14 protein-coding genes are annotated in these 21,149 nt (G+C 66.5%); 2 read left to right on the top strand and 12 right to left on the bottom strand.

All coding sequences use genetic code 11. The features are described 5' to 3' along the window. Positions 1-30: 30 nt before the first annotated feature. From ACZK33_RS08210 to ACZK33_RS08155, 12 genes are all read right to left on the bottom strand, one after another. Positions 31-2,586 carry a heavy metal translocating P-type ATPase gene (locus ACZK33_RS08210; RefSeq protein WP_034032848.1) on the bottom strand — a complete coding sequence of 852 codons (2,556 nt, stop codon included), beginning with the start codon at positions 2,584-2,586 and terminating at the stop codon, positions 31-33. 114 nt (positions 2,587-2,700) lie between these two features. After that, positions 2,701-3,756, bottom strand: a complete 1,056-nt coding sequence (locus ACZK33_RS08205) for an ABC transporter permease (protein ID WP_478454344.1) — start codon at positions 3,754-3,756, stop codon at positions 2,701-2,703. Positions 3,757-3,831: 75 nt separating this feature from the next. Beyond that, a complete protein-coding gene (gene rbbA / locus ACZK33_RS08200; RefSeq protein ID WP_050159449.1) occupies positions 3,832-6,582 on the bottom strand; it encodes a ribosome-associated ATPase/putative transporter RbbA in 2,751 nt (916 codons plus the stop codon). After that, entirely contained in the window at positions 6,579-7,658 is a 1,080-nt protein-coding gene (locus ACZK33_RS08195; RefSeq protein WP_060481552.1) for an HlyD family secretion protein, read from the bottom strand. The genes rbbA and ACZK33_RS08195 overlap by 4 nt, the downstream gene beginning before the upstream one ends. Then, positions 7,658-9,130 (bottom strand): efflux transporter outer membrane subunit, encoded by a 1,473-nt coding sequence (locus tag ACZK33_RS08190; RefSeq protein ID WP_034033021.1) that lies wholly within the window; start codon positions 9,128-9,130, stop codon positions 7,658-7,660. Before ACZK33_RS08190 ends, ACZK33_RS08195 begins: the two co-directional genes overlap by 1 nt. Before the next feature lie 110 nt (positions 9,131-9,240). Further along, entirely contained in the window at positions 9,241-10,656 is a 1,416-nt protein-coding gene (locus ACZK33_RS08185) for a bifunctional enoyl-CoA hydratase/phosphate acetyltransferase (RefSeq protein ID WP_034033023.1), read from the bottom strand. A gap of 129 nt (positions 10,657-10,785) precedes the next feature. Then, the gene (locus tag ACZK33_RS08180; RefSeq protein ID WP_050159452.1) at positions 10,786-12,666 is read right to left on the bottom strand and encodes an esterase/lipase family protein; all 1,881 of its coding nucleotides are present in this window, start codon (positions 12,664-12,666) and stop codon (positions 10,786-10,788) included. A gap of 99 nt (positions 12,667-12,765) precedes the next feature. Further along, entirely contained in the window at positions 12,766-14,310 is a 1,545-nt protein-coding gene (locus ACZK33_RS08175; RefSeq protein WP_050159454.1) for an efflux transporter outer membrane subunit, read from the bottom strand. Positions 14,311-14,324: 14 nt separating this feature from the next. Then, positions 14,325-15,440: an ABC transporter permease gene (locus ACZK33_RS08170; protein ID WP_034033026.1), complete on the bottom strand. Its 1,116-nt coding sequence runs from the start codon at positions 15,438-15,440 to the stop codon at positions 14,325-14,327. A gap of 5 nt (positions 15,441-15,445) precedes the next feature. After that, entirely contained in the window at positions 15,446-16,576 is a 1,131-nt protein-coding gene (locus ACZK33_RS08165; RefSeq protein ID WP_034033027.1) for an ABC transporter permease, read from the bottom strand. Further along, the gene (locus tag ACZK33_RS08160) at positions 16,573-18,366 is read right to left on the bottom strand and encodes an ATP-binding cassette domain-containing protein (protein ID WP_034033029.1); all 1,794 of its coding nucleotides are present in this window, start codon (positions 18,364-18,366) and stop codon (positions 16,573-16,575) included. The genes ACZK33_RS08165 and ACZK33_RS08160 overlap by 4 nt, the downstream gene beginning before the upstream one ends. Then, entirely contained in the window at positions 18,363-19,367 is a 1,005-nt protein-coding gene (locus tag ACZK33_RS08155; protein ID WP_034033031.1) for an HlyD family secretion protein, read from the bottom strand. The genes ACZK33_RS08160 and ACZK33_RS08155 overlap by 4 nt, the downstream gene beginning before the upstream one ends. Positions 19,368-19,490: 123 nt before the next feature. Here ACZK33_RS08155 and ACZK33_RS08150 point away from each other — a divergent pair, with 123 nt between their 5' ends. Beyond that, positions 19,491-20,150, top strand: a complete 660-nt coding sequence (locus ACZK33_RS08150; RefSeq protein ID WP_050159456.1) for a TetR/AcrR family transcriptional regulator — start codon at positions 19,491-19,493, stop codon at positions 20,148-20,150. A gap of 93 nt (positions 20,151-20,243) precedes the next feature. Further along, positions 20,244-21,134, top strand: coding sequence for a LysR family transcriptional regulator (locus ACZK33_RS08145; RefSeq protein WP_034033034.1), 891 nt, complete (start codon positions 20,244-20,246; stop codon positions 21,132-21,134). Positions 21,135-21,149: the final 15 nt, after the last annotated feature.

The following is a 21,149-nucleotide window of genomic DNA, read 5'->3' as shown; positions in this document are numbered from 1 at the left end:
GCACCCGCGTCGAAAGGTGTGGGCCGGCCTTCAATCGCGCTCGCGCCATGCCAGCAGGCGCAGTGCGTTGAACACGACGATCAGGGTCGATCCCTCGTGCAGCGCGACGGCCGGCCCGATGCCCAGGCCGCCGATGGTGGCAGGGACCAGCAGCGCGACGACGCCCAAGCTGATGAAGACGTTCTGGCGGATGATGGACCGGGTGTGGCGGCTCAGCCCGACCGCGAAGGGCAGTTGGCGCAGGTCGTCGGCCATCAGCGCCACGTCGGCCGTCTCCAGCGCGACGTCCGAGCCGGCCGCGCCCATGGCGATGCCGACGGTCGCATGGGCCATCGCCGGCGCATCGTTCACGCCATCGCCCACCATGGCGACCTTGGCCTGGGCGCGCAGCTTGCGGATCGCCTGGACCTTGTCCTCGGGCATCAGATCGCCCCAAGCCTCGTCCAGCCCGACCTCTTTGGCCACGGCCTCGGCTACGGTGCGGTTGTCGCCGGAGATCATGATCATGCGGGCGATGCCGAGCCGGCGCAGCTTTTCCAGGGCGGCGCGCGCGTCGGGACGCGGCGTGTCCATCAGGCCGATGGCGCCCAGATCCCGCGTCCCCTGGCGCACGACCATGGTCGTGCGTCCGCGCTCGCGCAGGCTCGCGATCGCCTGCGATGCCCAGGCACCGAGCGGCGCGAGACCGTCCACGCCGAACATCTCCGCCTTGCCGATCCAGACTGTCTCGCCGTCCAGCGTGGCCGTCACGCCGCGCCCGGTCAGGCTCTTGAGGTCGTGCGCGGACGCGATGGCCTGCCCCTGCAGCTTCTCCTGTCCGTCGCGCGCGATGGCGGCGGCCAGCGGGTGATCGCTCAGGCGTTCGACCGCCACGGCCACCCGCAGCAGCGCCGCTTCGGTCACGCCGTCAGCCAGCGCGATATCGGTGATGCGGGGGCGGCCTTCGGTCAGCGTGCCGGTCTTGTCGAAAGCGATGGCATCGAGCGAGCCGAGTGCTTCCAGCGGTGCGCCGCCCTTGATCAGCACTCCGCCACGCGCGGCGCGCGCCACCCCAGAAAGCACTGCGCTCGGGGTCGCGATGGCGAGCGCGCAGGGACTGGCGGCCACCAGCACGGCCATCGCGCGGTAGAAGCTCTCACTGAAGGGTTCATCGATCACCAGAGGCGCGAACAGCAGCGCGACGGCCAACGCCAGCACGAGCGGCACGAAGATGCGCTCGAAGCGGTCGGTGAAGCGCTGGGTCGGCGACTGCTGGGCCTGCGCCTCGCTGACCATCTGCACGACCTTCGCCAGCGCGCTGTCGGTGGACAGGCGCGTCACCTCCACTTCGATCGCTCCCGCGCCGTTGATCGTGCCGGCAAAGGCGCGCGCCTCGGCGTCGATGGAACCCGGCCGCGCACGCGCAAGGCCGGGATCTGTGACCGGGCGTTTGTCCACCGGCATGCTCTCGCCAGTGACCGGGGCCTGGTCGATGCTGGTCGTGCCCTTGACCAGGAAGCCGTCGGCGGGCAGCCGCTCGTTCGGGCGCACGATCACCACGTCGCCGACCGCGAGCTTCTCGACCGGCACCTCATGCGTCTCGCTTCCTCGCCGCACGGTGGCGGTGCGTGGCGCAAGCTTGGCCAGCGCCTCGATGGCCTGCCGGGCGCGCCCCATGGCGTAGTGCTCCAGCGCGTGGCCGAGGCTGAACAGGAACAGCAGCAACGCGCCTTCGGCAAAGGCGCCAAGCGTCGCCGCCCCCGCGGCGGCCACCAGCATCAGCGTGTCGATCTCGAACTTCTTCAGGCGCAGGTTGCCGATCGCCTCGCGCAGCGTGTAGAAGCCACCGAACGCGTAGGCCCCGAGATACAGGGCCGTGGGCAGCCATGCAGGCGCGCCGGCCGCCAGCTTCTCGATGCCGAAGCCCAGCGCCAGTAAGGCACCACACAGCAGCGAGAACACGAGTTCGGTGTTGGGGCCCAAGAACCCGCCATGGGTGTGCGCGTGTTCGCCTTCGCCATGAGCGTGGCCCGCGTGGTCGTGCCCACGGCCAGTCTCGCCGGGATGGTCGTGACGAGGGTCGCGGCTATCGTGACTGTCGTGACCGCCTCCGGCATTCTGTTCGGCCGCGGGTTTCTCCTGGACGCGCGCCTTCGCGCGCAATCCGAGTCCTGACAGCGCCTCGAACAGCGACTGCTCCGTCACCACCCTGCGGTCGAACTCGACCCGCACGAGTCCAGTGGCATCGGCCTGTGCCTCCAGAACCCCTGGGACGCGCCGCAACGTGTCGCCAATCGTGCGTGCGCGGCGCGAATGCACGAGGCCATCCACCTGCCACAGCACGTGCCCGAAACGCGCACTGACCGATGCGCCCGCAGCCTGGACCACTTCGCGGATGCGCGCGAGCGAGAACATCGCGGAATCGTAATGAACGCACAGCATCGCCTCTTGCCTGCCGGGCGCCCCTGCTGCGGGCGGGATCACATGCACCTGCTCGACACCGCTCCTGCCTTCGAGCTCGGCGACCAGGCGGCCCACGCAGGCATCGGCAGCGTCCGACACCTCGGGCAGCAATACCGGGATGTCCAGTCTCAAGCGTTGCGTCATTGCCGTACCTTTTCAGTCATGCGCGCCGGGGTGGCCCATTGGCGTCGCTTCACGAGGAAGGTGGCCGGCAGGTTGGCGCTCTGGCGGAATGGGTGCTTCATGCGCTGCTCCTGGTCAGGCCATCCGTGCGATGGTTTTGCGAAAGCGTTGCAGCGACAAGCCGAACAGCACGGCTCCGATCAACAGCAACGCGGCGAACTGCGGCCACACCACCGCCAGGCCGGCACCACGGAACAGGATCGCCTGTCCAAGCTGCACGAAGTGCGTGGTCGGTGCCACCAGCATGATGTTCTGCACCAGCTCTGGCATGCTTTCGCGCGGCGTGGCGCCCCCCGAGAGCATCTGCAAAGGCATGATGGTCAGCATCATCAGCATGCCGAACTGGGGCATGTTGCGCGCCAGCGTCGCCAGGAAGATGCCCATCGACGTGGTGGCGAACAGGCACAACGCCGCACCGACGAAGAACAGCGGCAGCGACCCGGCGATTGGCACATCCAGCAGGCCTTGCACGACGAAACCGATCGACACGGCCGCCGCCAGCAGTACCACCGCTCCCATGGACCAGACCTTGGCCAGCATGATCTGCGCCGGCGTCACCGGCATGACCAGCAGGTGCTCGACCGTGCCGTGCTCACGTTCGCGGATGAGCGCCGCGCCTGCTAGAACGATGGACAACATGGCAATGTAGTCGATGATCTCCGCAAGACTGCCTGACCAGGAGGGCTCCAGCGCGGGGTTGAAGCGCGCCCGCAAGGCGAGATCCACCACAGGCACGGCGCTGGAGCGGTAGCGCTGTGCGAACTCACTGATCTCACCGTTGACGATCTGCTGCACGTAGCCGCTACCGACAAACGCCTGGCTCATGCGCGTGGCATCCACGTTGAGCTGGATCTGCGGTGCGCGGCCGGCCAGCAGGTCACGCTGGAAGTTGCGCGGGATCACCATCACGAACGTGTAGCGTCCCTCGTCCATCCCCACGTCCATCTCTGGCCACTCGATCAACTGCGGCTTGCTGAACTGGGGTGGATACAGGGCCGAAATGATGCGTTGGGACAGTGGGGATTGGTCTTCGTCGACGACCGCGATTGGGGCGTTGTGCAGCGTCTCGGGCATGGCCGTCGCCCCGGTGTACACGCCCAAGGTGAAGACGTACACGATGAGCACCAGCATGGTGCGGTCGCGCCACAGGCTCCACAGTTCCTTGACGCCCAATCGGTAGGTGTTGGAGAGGAATTGGCCCATGGTTCAGCGCTCCTGCTTGCGCAGCAGCGCAATCGCCGCACCGATGATCACGGGTACCGCGATCAGCATGGGAACGAGCGCCCCGCCCAGATCGCCGAAGCCTAGGGCCTTGTTGAAGACACCGCGGCTGATGCTGATCATGTGCGTGGCCGGATAGATCTCGCCCAACCAGCGCCCGCCGCCCTGCAGCGAGGACACCGGGTCGGTCAGGCCCGAGAACTGAACGGTGGGAATCATGGTTCCGATCATCGCGAAGAACATCGCCGCGATCTGGCTCTTGGTGATGCTCGATGCAAGCAAGCCCATGCCCGTCGCGCAGAAGCTGAAGATCACCGCGGCCAACACGAGCGTCAGAAAGCTTCCCTTGATCGGTACCCCGAACACGGTCACCGACAACAGCGTCATCAGGAAGAAGTTCAGCATGGCCAGCCCTACATAGGGCAGTTGTTTGCCCAGCAGGAATTCGGTCCGGGTGACGGGGGTGACGTACAGGTTCAAGATGGAGCCGGTTTCCTTCTCGCGCACCACGGCCAGCGCCGTGAGCATGGCCGGCAGCATCAACAGCAGCATCGGCACCACAGCCGGCACCATGGCCGGCAGGCTCTTGACGTCCGGGTTGTACCGAAAGCGCGTTTCGATCCCGGCTTGCCCGATGGGGGCGCTGCCCGTGCGTTCTGTAGCCTGCTCCACCAGCCAGTGCTGGTGGATGCCCTGCACGTAGCCAATGACGGTCTCGGCGCGCTGCGGCATCGCGCCATCGATCCAGGCGCCGATCTGCACGTTGCGCCCGCGCAGCACGTCGCGTCCGAATCCCGGAGGAATCTCCAGGGCAAGACTCAGCTCGCCGCTCGTCATGCGGCGATCGAGCTCGGTGTAATCGGTGATCGGCGGCTGCTCCACGAAGTACCGGGAGCCGGCCAGGCTCAAGGTGTAGCTCTGGCTGAGCGTGGACTGGTCGCGGTCAAGCACGGCGTAGCGCAGGTCCTCGACGTCCATGCTGATGCCGAAGCCGATCACGAACATCAGCAAGGCCGATCCGGCCAAGGCCAGCGTGGCGCGCACGGGATCGCGCTGCAGTTCCAGCGATTCCCGCCACATGTAGCTGAACAACCGTTGCAGGCTGAAGCGGCTGGGCTTGGCGTGGCCGGGGGCGGGCCCGGCCTGGGCGGGGCCTGCGCCGACAGGCGTGTCGGCCTGGGGCGCACCGCCGCCGGCTTCGACCAGGTAGCCGATGAAGGCTTCTTCCAGTGTCTGCGCCCCGCGTTTTTCTACCAGATTGGCCGGCGTGTCGCTATCGAGCACCTTGCCGGCATGCATCATCGACATGCGATCGCAGCGCTCGGCCTCGTTCATGAAGTGGGTGGAGATGAAGATGGTGACCTTGTCGCGACGCGACAGCTCGACCAGCAGCCGCCAGAAGGCATCGCGCGCGACCGGGTCCACGCCAGAAGTCGGCTCGTCAAGAATCAGCAACTCCGGCTTATGCACCATCGCCACGGCGAGCGACAGCCGCTGGCGCATGCCCAGCGGCATGCTCTCGGGCAGGCTGTCCTGCACCTCGCCCAGCCCGAAGCGCTGCTCCATCTCGGCCACCCGCGCGTCGATGTCCTCCTCGGGCACCTGGAACAGCCGGGCGTGCAGTGCCAGATTCTGCCGGACGGTCAACTCGCCATACAGCGAGAAGGCCTGGGACATGTAGCCGACCCGCCGACGGGTTGCGATGTCCCGCGGATCGATCTCGTGGCCGAACAGCCAGGCCCGGCCCTCGCTCGCCTCCAGCAGCCCGGTGAGCATCTTCATGGTGGTGCTCTTGCCGCAGCCATTGGAGCCGAGGAAGCCGAAGATCTCGCCGCGGCGAATGCGGAAGGAGACGTGGTCCACCGCGACGAAGTCGCCGAAGCGCATCGTCAGCCCATCGGCTTCGATGGCGATGTCGTCTTCCGAGGCTTGCAGCGGCGGGATCACCACCGGCTGGTGGCCACGCTTCTTGTCTTCGGGCAGCAACGCGATGAATGCGGCCTCCAGCGAATCGCTGCTGGTACGCGACAGCAGTTGCGCGGGCGTGCCGGTCGCCAGTACCTGGCCATCGTCCATGGCGACCAGCCAGTCGAAGCGCTGCGCCTCGTCCATGTAGGCCGTGGCGACGATCACGCTCATCGCGGGGCGATCGGTGCGAATGCGCGCGATCAGGTCCCAGAACTGCGCACGGGCCAGCGGATCGACGCCCGTGGTGGGCTCGTCCAGGATCAGGAGGTCCGGGTCATGGATCAGTGCGCAGCACAGGCCGAGCTTTTGCTTCATGCCGCCGGAGAGCTTGCCGGCCGGGCGCGCCAGGAACTTGTGCAGGCCGGTGGCTGCAGTGAGATCGTCGATGCGCCGGCGCCGCTCGGCCGCGTCGTGGCCGAACAGGCGCGCGAAGAACTGCAGGTTCTCTTCCACCGACAGTGTCGGATAGAGGTTCTTGCCCAGCCCTTGCGGCATATAGGCGATGCGCGGGCAGACCGCGTTGCGGTGGCGCCGGCTCGCCATGTCGCCACCCAGCACCTGCACGTGTCCGCCCTGCACTGCGCGGGCGCCCGCCACCAGCGACAGCAGGCTCGACTTGCCGACGCCATCGGGGCCGATCAAGCCCACCATGCGCCCCGCTGGGACGTCCAGCGTGATGCCGGCCAGCGCCCGGATCTTGCCGTAGTGCAGTTCCACCTGCTCAAGGCGGACGACGTCCGTGCTTGTGACCAGCGCCGATTGCGTCATGGCTGGACCTTCAGGGCGAGTCGGGCTGGCCACTCCTGCGAGTCATCGAGCCGCACCCAGGCCTCACCGGGCAAGCCAGTCTTCACGTACTCCAGGTGCTTGCGCAGCAACTCGCGGTCGATGTGTGCGCGCACGCGGAACATCAGCTTTTGGCGCTCGCTGGCGGTCTCCACCGTCTTGGGCGTGAACTGGGCAGCGCTGGCGATGAAGGAGACCTTGGCCGGAATCACGTAGTCCGGCGCCGCGTCCAGCACGATGCGCACCTCCGAGCCCAACGCCAGCCGTCCCGCCGCTTCAGTGGGCAGGAAGAAGGTCATGTAAACGTCCGACAGGTCGATCATGTTCATCACCCGGCCGCCGGCACCCAGCACCTCGCCCGGCTGCGCCACACGAAACTGCACCCGGCCGTCGCGCGGCGCCTTGAGCTGGCTGTCGTCGATCTCGGACTGGATGCGCTCCAGCGTGGCGTCCGTTGCGGCGACCTGGGACTGTGCGCTGGTCACTTGTGTTCGCGCGGCCGTGATGGCGGCATCGGCGGAGGCCACGCGCGCCCGGGCCGCAGCGACGGCGGCATCGGCGCTGAGCGCGCGGGCGCTGTCATCGTCGAGCGTCTGCGTGGAGGTGGCGCCTTCCTTGACGAGCGTCTCGGAACGGACGAGCCGCCGCCTGGCGGCATTGAGCTCGGCTTCGGTCTGGCGCATCTGGGCCACCAGCGCAGTCTTGTCGCTCTCGCGCATCGCCACCTGGGCCTGGGCGCTGGCCACGGCGTTGATCGCCTGTTGGCGCTGCGCCTGCGCTTCGCGCAACTGCGCCTCCAGGGTCTGCACCTGCATGGTGGCCAGTGTCTGGCCCGCCTTCACGAAGGCACCCTCGTCGACCAGGATGTCGCTCACCCTGCCTGCCAGCTTGGTGGCGATATCGACCTCGGTGGCCTCGATGCGTCCGTTGCCGCCGATGACGGAGCCGTCGTCTTGCCCGAGGGCAAAGTGTTGCCACGCGTACCAGCCAGCGGCGGCCAACGCGATCGCCACAACGGGGAGAATCAGTTTTTTGTTCAGAGATAGGGCCATGGTCATCAACGCGAATAAGGGGCGGTAGGAAGGGGCTGCGTGGACGACAGCGGCGCATCGCCGGAATCCTGCGTTCCACCGCCCAATGCGGCGTACAGCGCAATGCGGCTCGATAGCAATGCGCGACGTGTCTGAACCAGTTGCTGCTGGGATGAGATCAGGTTGCGCTCGGCATCCAGCACGTCGAGAAACGGAGACGCGCCGTTGTCGTAGCTCAGGCGGGACAGCCGCGCGCGCTCGATCTGCGTTTGGACGGCGCGCTGCTGGATACCGACCTGGCGTTCGAGCCAATGCTGCGCCGACAGCGCATCGGCCACGTCGCGAAAGGCGTTCTGCACCGTCTGCTCGTACTGCACCACGGCCAGGTTCTTGCGCACCTCGGCCAGCTCCAGGTTCGAGCGATTGCGTCCTGCATCGAAGATCGGCAGCGACAGGCTGGGCGCGAAACTCCAAGCGCGGTTGGCGCCTCGGAACAGCTGGTCCAGCTCCGTACTGGCGGCGCCGCCAAAGGCGGTGAGGCTGATGCGCGGGAAGAACGCCGCGCGTGCCGCACCGATGTTGGCATTGGCGCCCCGCAATTGGTGCTCTGCGGCAACGACGTCGGGCCTGCTGTACAGCAGGTCCGAAGGCAGGCCCGGTGACACCGGAGCCAGGATGTCCGCGTCGACTGCAGTGGCATCGTCCATCGGAATCGCGGCATCCGACAGATCGCCCACCAGGATGCTCAGGGCCAATCTTTGCGCGTCACGCTCCTGCTGCACCTGCACGACCAGGGACTCGGCCTGGGTCAGCAGGGTCTGCACCTGCGTCAGTTCAAGACGGGAAGCAGAGCCCACCTCCAGGCGCCGGGTGAAGATGCGCAGCGACTCGCGCTGGCTGGTTTCGCTTGCCTGTGCCAGCCGCAATCGCTCCTGCAATTCGCGCAGGCCCAAGTAGGCATCGGCCACCTCGGCGACGAGCGAGACGCTCACCGCACGACGGGCCGCGTCGGTGGCCAGGAAGCTCTGCAGCGCCGCTTCATTGAGGCTCGCGATGCGCCCCCAGAGGTCGATCTCCCAACTGCTCAGGCCCAGCCCGGCCTGGTACTGGCTGGCGGTGGCCGCTCGGCCGCTCAGGCTCAGGTCGGCCGGCGTGCGCGCCCGCGTGGCGTCCAGGCCCACGCCGATGGTAGGCAGCCGGTCGGCGCGCTGCACTCCGTAGGCGGCCTGTGCCTCCCTGACCCGCAGCACCGCAGTGCGCATGTCCGGGTTGTTCGCGAGCGCCTGCGCGATCAGCTGCGCCAGCACGGGGTCGGTGAAGTAGTCACGCCAGGCCAGGGTCGCGGCTGCGGTAGAACCCTGCGCCCCGGATGGCGTGCCGTGCGCGTACGCCGCGGGCATCGCCACGGCCGGCTTGTCGAGCGCAGGTGCCATCGAGGCGCAGCCGCTCATCAACAGGGCGGCGGCGCAGACGGCCAGTCTTAACGAATGGCTGTGCATGTGAGATCGAGTCCATCGAACAAAAGCAGGAGGCTGTGGCATCGACGCACAGCGCGGGCAAGACACGCTGTGGGGATTGCCCCTGAGCGTGGTGGGTGTGGACAACGGCGTCATGGCGGCGTCTGCCTGTACTGGTGCGCCAGCATCAGAGCTATGGCGCAGGACGCGACCCGTGCCTGGCGGCTGTCGGCGCGGCTGGTCAAGATCACCGGAACCTTGGCACCAAGCACGATGCCGGCACTGGCCGCCTGTCCGAGGTAGATCAATTGCTTGGCAAGCATGTTGCCGCTCTCCAAGTCGGGGACCACCAGGATGTCGGCCTGTCCTGCCACTGCCGAGACGATGCCTTTGGTTCGTGCCGCCACGGCCGAGATGGCGTTGTCGAACGCCAGCGGTCCATCCAGCACACCGCCGACGATCTGCCCTCGGTCGGCCATCTTGCACAGCGCCGCCGCGTGCAGCGTCGCGGGCATGGCCGGGTTGACAGTCTCCACCGCCGCCAGAATGGCGACCTTGGGATCGGCCACGCCGATGACGTGGGCCAGCTCGATGGCATTGCGCACGATGTCGGCTTTCTGCGCCAGGTCCGGTGCCAGATTGATCGCGGCATCGGTGACGATGAAGGGCCGGGGGTAACCAGGCGTTTGCAACACGAAACAGTGGCTGATGCGTCGCTTGGTGCGAAGCCGGCTGGCCGGTGCGAGGATGGCGGCCATCAGCTCGTCGGTGTGCAGGCTGCCCTTCATCAAGGCCTCGACCTCGCCATTGCCGGCCATCTCGACCGCGCGTTCGGCAGCTGCGTGGCTGTGCGGTACGTCGATGACCTCGATGCTGGTCAGATCCAGCCCGTGTTGCTGGGCAACCACGTCCAGCTTGGCGCGCGGGGCCACCAGGACAGGCTCGATCAGTCCGGCCCGGCGTGCATCCAGCGCGGCTGACAGGCTGGCTTCGTCGCAGGGATGTACGACCGCGACACGGATGGCGTCCAGCGTCTGAACGTGAGACAGCATGCGCTGCATGCTGCCGCCCACATCCACGCTCAGCCCGATATCGATCTGATCGTCGCCGCCGGGCACATCGCTGGGTGCCACCTCCACTTCGCCGTCGGCGACCGATATGCCGTCCTGGTTGGAGCAGGCACAGTGCAGGACCATGCGACCCGTTGCCGGATGGTGCTCGGTGACGGTTACCTCGGCCCGAAGGCGATCACCCAGACGGACCGGCGCCAGAAACCGCAGGCGCTGTCCACGGCAGACCAGACGGGTGCCGGACAGGCACTCGCCGATCGCCGAGGCGATCAATCCCCCGAGCCAGGTGCCGATGCCGACCCAGGCACTGCCACGCATGGAGGCCACGGTTCGCGTGTTCCCCTCTGCGGGAACGGTGTCACTGGCAAGCGCCACACCCAACTGAAGGTTGTCCAGGGTGAGCACACGCTCGACGCGCGCGGAGTGGCCCACGGAGATGCCGTCGGTACCGCGCTGCACTCCAGGCGGCGGGGATTGTTTGCTGGGATCGTTTGTCATGGTGTCGCACTCTGGTTGGCATATGGAGCAGGAGGATCTGTCGCCGGCGCGGCACCGCGCCCTGAGCACGGATCCCCCGAAGGCTCCCGTGCAACGGGGAACGGCTGTCTGGCCGACGTCTGAACAAGATCACTCACGCGTTGTGCTCCCTGGCCCCGGAATCGCCCGCTGGTGCTCGCGAAGAATGCGTCGCACCTCCAGGATCGCCTCCGGGGTCTCTTGCACGCTGTGGGAAAACGGGATGACCAGCTCCGATTGCGCGCCGGCAAGATGTGCGCTGCGGTATGGCACGAGGCCGTCATCGGAATCGACGAGGGCCCTGTCCGGCGTGTGGTTCGCAACGATGCTGTGGTAGCGCACGCTGGCAGAAATCGGGAGCTCGGCTGCGGCGCGGATGAAGGGGTCAGAATCCCTCAGGTTGTCGACCCCGTTGGGTAAGTAGGTCGGCAAGCTGGCTGGCGTGACCTCCTTGTCACCGATGACCTGCTGCAGTCGTACCGCCCGATTGACCACTTGTGCCGGCAACGTGATGAGTCCGGAGAGGAACCGCGAGAGCCGGTTGCCCGCGAATGGGGTCCCTCTGTGGGGCGCCGCAATGAAGATCGCGCGCGTCACGCCCGGGTATGGCTCGAAGCTCAAAAAGCCCTCGACCGCGGTTCGGAATCTCTCGAACCGCTCGCCCTCCAGTTGGCGGCCCGCCTTGACCGTATCGAGCAGCACACTGCCGGAGGACGAGACCAGCAATCGGCCCAGCACTCCGCCCATGCTGTGGCCGACGACGACAATGTCGCGCGAGGCGGCGGTGGCGCCCGAAGGATCGAAATGCTGGAAGGTCGCGGTGAGCGCGCTCCGAATCGCCGCGTGGTTGTACGCAAGAGGCGCATTGGTGGGGTAGTACACCTGCCAGACCTGGTAGCGCTGGCGCAACGCTTCATCGCCCATGATGTCATTGGCGACGTTGATCCAGGCCTCGGGACTGCTGGCCAATCCGTGCAGCATGATGATGACCCGGCGGTTGGGGTCGAAGGGCTGCATCAGATAGACATGCGGGGCGTCCAGGCTGCGGCTCCTGCCCAGGACCGTGCGCAGGGCCTGCACGGAAAACCCCGAGCGCGCCAGCCACAGACCGTAGGCGGAGGTGAAGTTGGCTGCGAGCGGCACCGAGGTGCCCTGGATCTGCAGGCCGTCGTGCCGGTAGGGGTCGTATCCGACCAGGGTGACTTCGCGAGCGCGAAGCACCTGCTCCAGCGTGCTTCCCGGAAAGGCCAGGATGGCCGTGACCGGCCGATATGGTGTCTCGCTATAGGCGTGCGCCGAAGCCGCGCGGTCCTCGTCCCCAGCACCGGTCGCCACCACGAGTTCGGCCCCGAAGCCGTCACGCCGGTAGATGCTTCGGATGCCCTGGAAGGTGAGCCGCGACGCCGGGAGCAGTTCGCTTGCACGTGGTGGGGGGCCGTTCTGGTACACGCCGGACATGTCTCCACGCAGCAGCCAATCGCCCACCTGGATGCTATCTCCGACATGCTGCCGCGCGTCGCGGTACTGCTCGAACAACAGCGCGGCCGCCTGCTGCGCCGCATAGTTGTAGTAGTCGCGAACTTGCGTCTGGCGATCCTCGAACGCCCGATCCCCCGGCAGGCGTGGGGTGAAGAACAGATAGGCGTAGGCATGGCGCGCCACCTGCAGATAGGCCCCCAACAGGCCCTCGAAGCGCTGGTGGCCGGTCACGCCTTGCCGCTCCTGGCGCATGGCTTCCTGCAACCACAGCTCCGCTGCCGTGGCGAGTTGACGTTCCATGCCAATGACATCGCTGCGCGTCAGCAACTGGGCGCAGTCGCTGACATTCTCCCGGCATCGCTCTGGCGAGATCGCAAGACTCGTGAGCACGTCGCGGGCCGAGGCGCTGAGCTTGCCGGTGGTCAGCACATCCCCGCGTCGCTGGGAGATGTAGTCCTCGGGGCTGACGGTTCCCACCTTGACACCGGCGCACCCCACACACAGCGACGCCATGACGGCCAGCAGGAGGCACCTGACGGGGCGTCTTTGCCTGCCAAGTACTCTCCTACGTGTCCGGGGCTGCGTCGCCAGTGTGTTGTGTGCCACGTCGTGTCATTCCCCTGATGTCGCAGCCGCCGTCGGCTTCTCAACCTGGGGGGCGTTGCCTACCACCTTCTGGATCGTCACGTAGCGGGTGTTCAGCCGCCCTTGGCTGGCCGTCAGGTCGCGGCGCGCCTGCAGGAAGCTGCGCTGGCTGTCGAGCACCGTGATGAAGTCGGCCGTCCCGCCGTCGTAGCGCGCCTGGGCCAGTTGATAGGCGTCTGCCGCACTGCGCACCCGGGCTTGCAATTGCTGCGCTTGCTGCTGCTCCGCGTTGTAGGCGCTAAGCGCGTCATCGATCTCCTGCCACGCCTGTAGTACCGTCTGTTGGTAGCTCACGGCCGCTTCCTGCTGCTCCAGCTCGCGCAGTTGCACCACGCTCCTGCGCCGGCCACCGTCGAACAAAGGCAGGTTCAGGCTGGGCCCGACCGACCAGGCGCGGCTGCCCCAGTCGGAGAACTCGCCACTCAGGTAGGACTCGTAACCAAAGCGCGCGCCAAGCCGGATGCTGGGGTACAGGTCCGCCCGCGCCACGCCGATGCTCGCGGTCGCCCGATGCAGCCGGGCTTCGGCGGCTCGGATGTCGGGTCGGCGCAGCGCCGCTTCCGAAGGCAAACCCAGCGCGAGATCGGGAAGCGCCGTCGTGCCGTCGCTGGCAGGGGGCGCTGCCAGCGTCTCGCGCAGCGCGCCGGGGCGCTCGCCCAGCAACAACGCGATCTGGTTGGCGCTCGCGCCTTCCTGGGCCAGCAGGCCGGGCAACTGCGCCTTGATGGCCGCAAGCTCCGCGCGTTGCTGCTCCAGGTTCAGGTGGTCGATGACGCCGCCATCCACCCGGGCCTGCAGGATGCCCAACCGATCCTCCAACGCCGTGATGTCCTCGCGCGCCAGGAGGATCTGGCGCTGCGTGGTGCGCAGTTCGAAGTAGTTGCGGGCCACATCGCTGACCAGTGTCAGCCGAGCAAGGTCCAGCAGTGCCGCCTGGCGGTCCACGTCGGCATCAGCGGCCTCGATGGAGCGCCGCACGCGCCCCCACAGGTCTACTTCCCATGATGCGTCGAAGCCGGCCTGATACAGCGTGAACGGCTCGCTCAACACATTCACCAGGCTCTCGCGATCGCCGCCGATCGCGTCGATCATGCGGGTGCCGGCACCGTACTCGCTCTGGCGCTGGCGATTGGCGCTCCCGCTGACACCTACCTCCGGCCCGCGCTGGGCGGCCGTCGTGCTGCGCTGGACGCGGGCCTGCGCAAAGTGCAGCGCGGCGGTCTGCAGGTCCGGGCTGGAAACCAAGGCCCGCTGCGTCAGGTTGTCCAGCACCGGATCGTTGAAGGCCTGCCACCAGTGCGGGGGCAGGGGCTGGTCGGCAGCGCCCAACGCGCGCAGGGAATCCTCGGCGCTGCGCCAGCTCGTCCAATCGTCCGGGGCCACGGGCGTCGGTTTCACGAAATCCGGCCCGACCGCGCAGCCGGCCAATGCCGCTGCCAGGGCCACCGCCAATGCGCAGTTCGCCAGGCCGCGGCGTGTTGGATGAGGAATGTGGCGCTGCAAATCGAACATACGGGTACCCGTGATCAAGAGAGACGGTTGCGGAACAGCCACGCCGCCAGCGGCAGCGTGATGGCGGCCAGCACGAGCAAGGGGATGAACTCCAGCGCCACGTCGCCGAAGCCCGCGCCTTCGAGATAGACGCGGCGCACGATGCTCATGCCGAACCGCAGCGGATTGACATAGGTGGCAAGCTGCAGCACTTGCGGCATGTTGCGCACCGGCGTGAGCAGGCCGGACAGCAGCATCAGCGGCATGATCAGCAAGAACGTGTAGAGCATCGCCTGCTGCATGGTCAGCGACAGGGCGGAGATCGACAGTCCGACCCCGACCGCCGCGATGGTGAAGGTGATGAGCCCGAGGTACAGCAGCCACACCGACCCGTTCATCGGGATCTCGAACCAGAACCGGATGATCAGGAAGATGACGGTGGACTGGATGAGCCCGACCAGGATCGCCGGGAGCGCCTTGCCGATCAGGATCTGCATCGGCGTGAGCGGCGTGACCAGCAACTGGTCGAACGTGCCTTGCTCGCGCTCGCGGGCCACCGACAGCGCCGATAGCAGCAGGGTCTGCATCATGCTCAATGCCGCGATCAGCGCCGGCATGAGGTTCCAGCGCGATTCCAGGTTGGGGTTGTACCAGGCGCGCCGCTCGATCGTGACGCCTTGTGCGCCGCTTCCGAGCGAGGCGTTGTAGTCGGCCACGATGGAGCCGACGTAGCCGGCGGCCGAGCCCGCGGTCGACGAATTGCGCCCGTCCAGGATGATCTGCAGAGGTGCCCGCTGTCCGGCCGCCAGGCGCGTATGGAAGTCCGAAGGAATGCTGACCACCATCAGCGCCTTGCCGGCGTCGACCTGGCCGGCGATCTGCTCGGGCGAGGTCAGCGTGGCCTCGCGTTCGAACACGCCGGTGCCGTCCAGCCGCGACAGCAGTTCGACCGACGCCGCGCTGCGGCTCTGGTCCAGCACGGCATACGGAACGTACTTGAGGTCGTAAGTCGCGCCGTAGCCGAACAGCAGGGCCTGCAGCAGCGCGGGCAGGAACAGGATGGCCCGGCTGGAGGGCTCCTTGACCAGCGCCAGGATCTCTTTTTTGACCAGGGCGCCGATCTGCGCGAGGGTGGCAATAAAGGACGTCATGGCGGTCAATCCAATGTCTTGCGCAGCGTGCGCCGCGTCGCGTAGGTCAGCACCACGGCGTATGCCGAGAGGATCAGCAGGCTGCGCACGATGGTGGGCCAGTGGTCGCCCGCTAGGAACAGCGTCTTGATCAGGCCCATGAAATGCGTGGCCGGCAACAACTGGCTGATCACCTGGATCACCACCGGCACGTTGCGCAGGTCGAACACGAAGCCCGACAGCATCATGGCGGGCATGAAGCTGGTCAGCAGCGCCATCTGGCTGGCCTGGAACTGGTTGCGCGTCTTGCCCGAGATGAACAGCCCCAGCAGCAGCGACACGGCGAGATACAGCATCGACGCCAGGACGATGATCCACAGCGAGCCGCGCATCGGCACCTCGAACAGGAACCGGGCGGCCAGCAGGCACAGCGTCAGGTCGATCGCGCCGATCGCCAGATAGGGCGTGAGCTTGGCGAGCACGAGTTCGGTCGGACGCACCGGCGTGACGAACAGCGATTCCAGCGTGCCGCGCTCCCACTCCCGGGCGATCAGCAGCGAAGTCAGGAAAGCCCCCACCAGCGTGAGCACGAGCACGATGAGGCCGGGGACCAGGTACCAGGAGCTGTTGTTGGCCTCGTTGAACCAGGTGCGCTGCACCACCTCAACGCTCGCGCCCGCTGGGGCCTTGCCGCCTGCGCGGTCTCCCTGGCGCTGCGCCCAGACGCCGATTGCACCGCTCACGTAGCCCTCGACAGCCGACGCGGTGGTCGACTCCACGCCGTTGAGCACGATCTGGATTGTCGCGTCGCCGGTCGCCAGGCGACGCGAGAAGTCCATCGGAATGCGCACGATCGCGTCGATCTCGCCGGCCCGCATGCGGGCTTCGGCCTGCGTCATGCTGGTGGTCAACGTCGGAGACAGGTAGGCGGAGCCTTGCAGGCCTGCGACGACCTCGCGTGCGGTGGGTGAGCTGTCTTCGAGCACCACCGCGATCGGCGCATTCTTCACGTCGAACGACAAGCCGTAGCCGAACAGCAGGATCAGTGCGACCGGAAGCAGCAGGCCGACGGCCAGGTTGCTCTTGTCGCGCAGCATCTGGCGCACTTCCTTGCGCAGCAGTGCGGTGAACCGCCTTGCGAAGCCGGAGGTGGTCACTTGTCCCCTCCTTGCGCGTGCCTGCTTTGGGCGCGGCCCTGTTCGACGACGGCGATGAAGGCACTGTTCATGTCGCCACCCGCTTCGCCGCCGGCTTGCTCTCGCACCTCTTGCGGCGTGCCGAGTGCCAGCATCTTGCCGGCGTCCTGGATCGCGATGCGGTCGCAGTACTCCGCCTCTTCCATGAAGTGGGTCGTGATGATGACGGTGACGCCCGACTGGGCGAGCGAGGTGATGGTGCGCCAGAACGAGCGGCGCGCCAGCGGATCGATGCCGCTGGTCGGCTCGTCCAGGAACAGGATCTCCGGCTCGTGCAGCAGGCCGGCCGCCATCGCCAGGCGCTGCTTGTAGCCACCCGGCAGTACCCCGCTCACGGCAGCGGCGTCCAACCCGAACTGTTCGATGGTCGCGGCCACCCGATCACGCATGGCAGCACCGCGCAGTCCGTAGGCGCCAGCGAAGAACTCCAGGTTCTCGCGCACGGTCAGGTTGCCGTACAGCGCGAACTTCTGCGACACATAGCCGATCCGTGCGCGCGCCTGGGCGCGTGCCGTGCGCAGGTTCAGGCTGGCCACTTCCAGGTGGCCGCTGGTGGCCGGCAGCAGACCACAAAGCATGCGGAACGTGGTGGTTTTGCCCGCGCCGTTCGGGCCGAGCAGCCCGAAGATCTCCCCGCGCGCAACCTCGAAGGATGTGCTGGCGACCGCGGTGAAATCGCCAAATTTGCGCACCAGGTCGCGCACGACGATCACCGGCTTGTCGTCGCTGCGCGCCGGCGCGACCTGCGGCGACGGCGCGGGCGCCTCGGCAGGGGCCTCCTTGTCCGCACCCTCGGCCTGCTGCTGGCGCAGCATCATCATGAACGCGTCTTCCAGGTCCTCGCTGCGCGGCCGGTGATCCAGGTCGCCGAGCAACGCATCGACGGCATCCGCCTGCGCCTCGGGCTGGCGAATGAACCACACCTCGCCGGCCTTGGGCACGGCGTCAATGATCAGCGCATCCTCATCGATCAGCCGCGCCTGCAGATCGCGCGCGGGCGTACCGGGTCGCGGTGTGGCGACGAAGGTGAGGCCGCGTGCGCGGCTGCGCAGCGCGTGCGGCGCCCCTTCGGCCAGCAACCGGCCCTCGTGCATCACGAACACCTGCGCGCAGCGCTCGGCTTCATCCATGTAGGCCGTGCTGACGATCACGCTGAGGTTCTCGTCCTCGACCAACTGCTGCACGATCTTCCACAGGTCGCGGCGCGACAGCGGATCGACGCCCACGCTGGGCTCGTCCAGCAGCAGCAAGTCCGGCGAGCGCACCAGCGTGCAGGCAAGACCGAGTTTTTGTTTCATGCCGCCCGACAGCTTGCCGGCCGGCCGTTCGGTGAAACGGGCCATGTCCGTCATTTCCAGCATGCGCCCGAAGCGCTCGCGGCGCACCTCCTGGGGCACCCCGTGCAGGTCGGCATACAGGTCCAGGTTCTCCTGCACGCTCAGGTCCTCGTACAGGCCGAATCGCTGCGGCATGTAGCTGATGCGGTCCTGGACCGACTGCGGATCCTTGGCGACGTCGCAACCCAGTACCTGCAACGATCCACCGTCGGGCGTGAGCAGTCCCGCCATCATGCGCATGAGCGTGGTCTTGCCGGCACCGTCCGGGCCGACCAGGGCGGTCAACTCGCCCGCCCTTATCGTCATCGACACGTCGTTTACCGCGCGCAACGGGCCGCCGCCCGGCGCATCGAAGGTCTTGCACAGGCCCTGAGCGTGGACCGGTGGGTGAACCGTTGCATTGCCCTCGTTCATCGCGCAGTGCCAGCCACCGCCAGATGGACCGTTGCCGGCTGCCCCAGCCGCAGCACGTCCTGAGGGTCGTCGACCAGCACTCGCACCTCGTAGACCAGGCTGGTGCGCAGTTCTTCGGTCTGCACCGATTTGGGCGTGAACTCGGCCACCGAGGAGATGTAGCCGATCTTGCCGGGGATAGGCTCGCCGGGGCGCCCATCGGCGACCACCTGTGCCTCCATGCCCGGCTTGACGCGGACCAGGTCGGGCTCGCCCACATAGGCGCGCACCCATTTGGGCTGGGTCAGCGCCAAGGCCAACACCGGACGTTGCGGCGTCGCCATGTCGCCGGGCTCCAGCAGCCGCGACCGCACCACCGCATCCGCGGGCACCTTCAACTCGCCCTGCGCGATCTGATGCTGAAGGAGCGCCAACTGTGCCTGCGCCGCTTTGAGCTGCGCCTGGGCGCCCGCGACTTCCTCCGCCCGGGGACCCAGTTCGGTCAGACGCAAGGCTTCGCGCTGCTCGGCGACCTTGGCCTGGGCGACCTGGTGATTACTCCTGGCGCGATCCAGGTCCTGAGCGCTGACGCCGCGCCCTTGGGTGTTGGCTGCGATGCCTTGCAGACGCTTGAGATCCTGCTCGGCTTGGGACGCATCCGCCTGCGCCGCGGTGACCCGACTGCGGGCCTGTGCGATCTCCTGGGGACGCGAGCCGGTCCGCAGCCGCAGCAGGGTCTGCTGCTGAACCTCGATCTGCGCCTGCGCCTGCTCCGCCTGCAGGGCCAGCGTGCGCGTGTCCAGCAGGCCCACAACCGCACCGGCCTTCACCCGGTCGCCTTCTTCGGCTCGCACTTCCGCCACGCGGCCACTGCCATCGAAGGCCAGCGAGATCTGGCGGATGTCCACATTGCCGTGCAGCACCAGCCCATCGTCACCGTCGCGCTGACTGAAGTGCCACGCAGCCCACGCCACGAGACCAACAGTGACGGCAGCGGCAAGGAGGATAAAAGGTTTCTTCATGTCAAAGGTCTCAGGAATCAGGATCGGACGGCAGAAGACTGCGGCGGGAGCGCCTTCATTAATTTGATTTTAGTTTTAAATTGGGTGAGAATGCAATCCATATCTGCTCTAGAGAGTCAAGGGATGAACAAGCCCGCACGCGGTCTTCGCTCGGATGGCGAAGCGACACGAGCCCGAATCCTGGAGGCCACAGGCGAACTATTCGCCACGACGGGCTACGCCGAAACCACCAACAAGGCCATCGCCGCCGAAGCGCGCGTGGATCTGGCCTCCATCAACTATCACTTCGGCAACCGCAGTGGTCTCTACCAGACCGTGCTGGCCGAGGCCCATCGGCGGCTGTTGGGAGTGAACGATCTGCGCGAACTGGTCGAGAGCGAGCTGGCGCCAACGTCGAAGCTGCGTTTTCTGATCGAGCAATTGGTCCAACGTGCGACCGAAGAGCCTCAAGCCTGGCACCTGCGAATCCTGGCCAGGGAAGTGCTGGCGCCGAGTTCACATCTGCAGGTGCTTTTTCAGAACGAAGCACTGCCGAAGATGGTGCTCGTCAAGCGCATGCTCAGTGAAATCACGAAGATCCCGGCTGAAGACCCCGCACTGACCAGGTGCCTGCTGAGTGTCGGCGCGCCTTGCCTGATGCTGCTGGTAGGTGGGCGCAGTTTTCCTGGACCTTTGCAGGAAGTGTTTCAGATGCCGCCAGCCACAGTTGTGGAACACCTTTTCCACTTCGCAATGGGGGGCATGCAGGCAATCGTCCAAGAATACGAGCAGGCGAAAAGCTGAGTCAGTCGTGAAGCTAACGCTAGGCTTAAACGGTAGTCCAACGAGGGATGACAGCGCAGGGAATTGGCATCTGCAACTAAAAAGGCGCTACAGATGGAGTTACGACACCTTCGATGCTTCGTTGCTTTGGCCGAGGAACTACACTTCACACGGGCTGCCGAGCGACTGCACATCGAGCAACCCCCCTTGTCCCGAGCGATTAAAGAACTGGAAGACGAGTTAGGAGTCGTTTTCTTCGACCGGGATAGACGGGGGACCCGCTTGACCCCAGCCGGTGCCGCCTTCCTGCAAGACATCCGTCGACTATTCATTATCCTCGAGCAGGCGCAAGACAACGCAAGGGCAATCGCGGCAGGTTTGCGAGGGAGTCTACGCATTGCTATATCTGACGGCGCTATTGATTCACGGCTGTCAGCTTTCCTAGCGCGTTGTCGCGCAGAGGAACCGGAGATCGAGATTCGCTTATGCGAAGTCCCCTTGGCCGAGCAGGTGCGAGGCCTGCGGGCCGGCGATTTTTCAATTGGCTTCGCACACGCTGCAGATGTCGGCGATGGCATCACTGCCCAAGCTATCTGGCACGACCCATTGGTAGTTGCCGTACCCGCCCGGCATGAGCTCCTCATCCACAAGGAGGTGCCGCTCGATGAACTCGGCAGCCATCCGCTCGTCTTGTGCGACCCACAGATATGTGAGGGCTACTGCCGAGAATTAGCACGGCTGCTTGGCCCTTTGGAAAATCGGCAGAACGTTGTCGAGCACGCAACCTCGTTAGACATGATGCTTACGCTGGTCGGCGCCGGTTATGGTGTCGGCTTCATGGCAGCCACCAAAATTCCGATTAGCCAACGACCGGACGTCGTGATTCGTCCCTTGGCCGTGGAGTCGGCGATCATCACAACTTATCTGCTTCGGCCCGACAGCGGCGATGTGCCGGCCTCACTGGAGCGGCTTATCGTTCGTCTACGCGAAGGTTTGGACGGATAGCTTCTCAGAAGTCAG

The sequence above is a fragment of the Stenotrophomonas sp. 86156_Sma genome, from assembly GCF_056481625.1.
The sequence above is the reverse complement of the archived record's forward strand: the minus strand, read 5'-3'. Positions and strand labels throughout refer to the sequence as shown.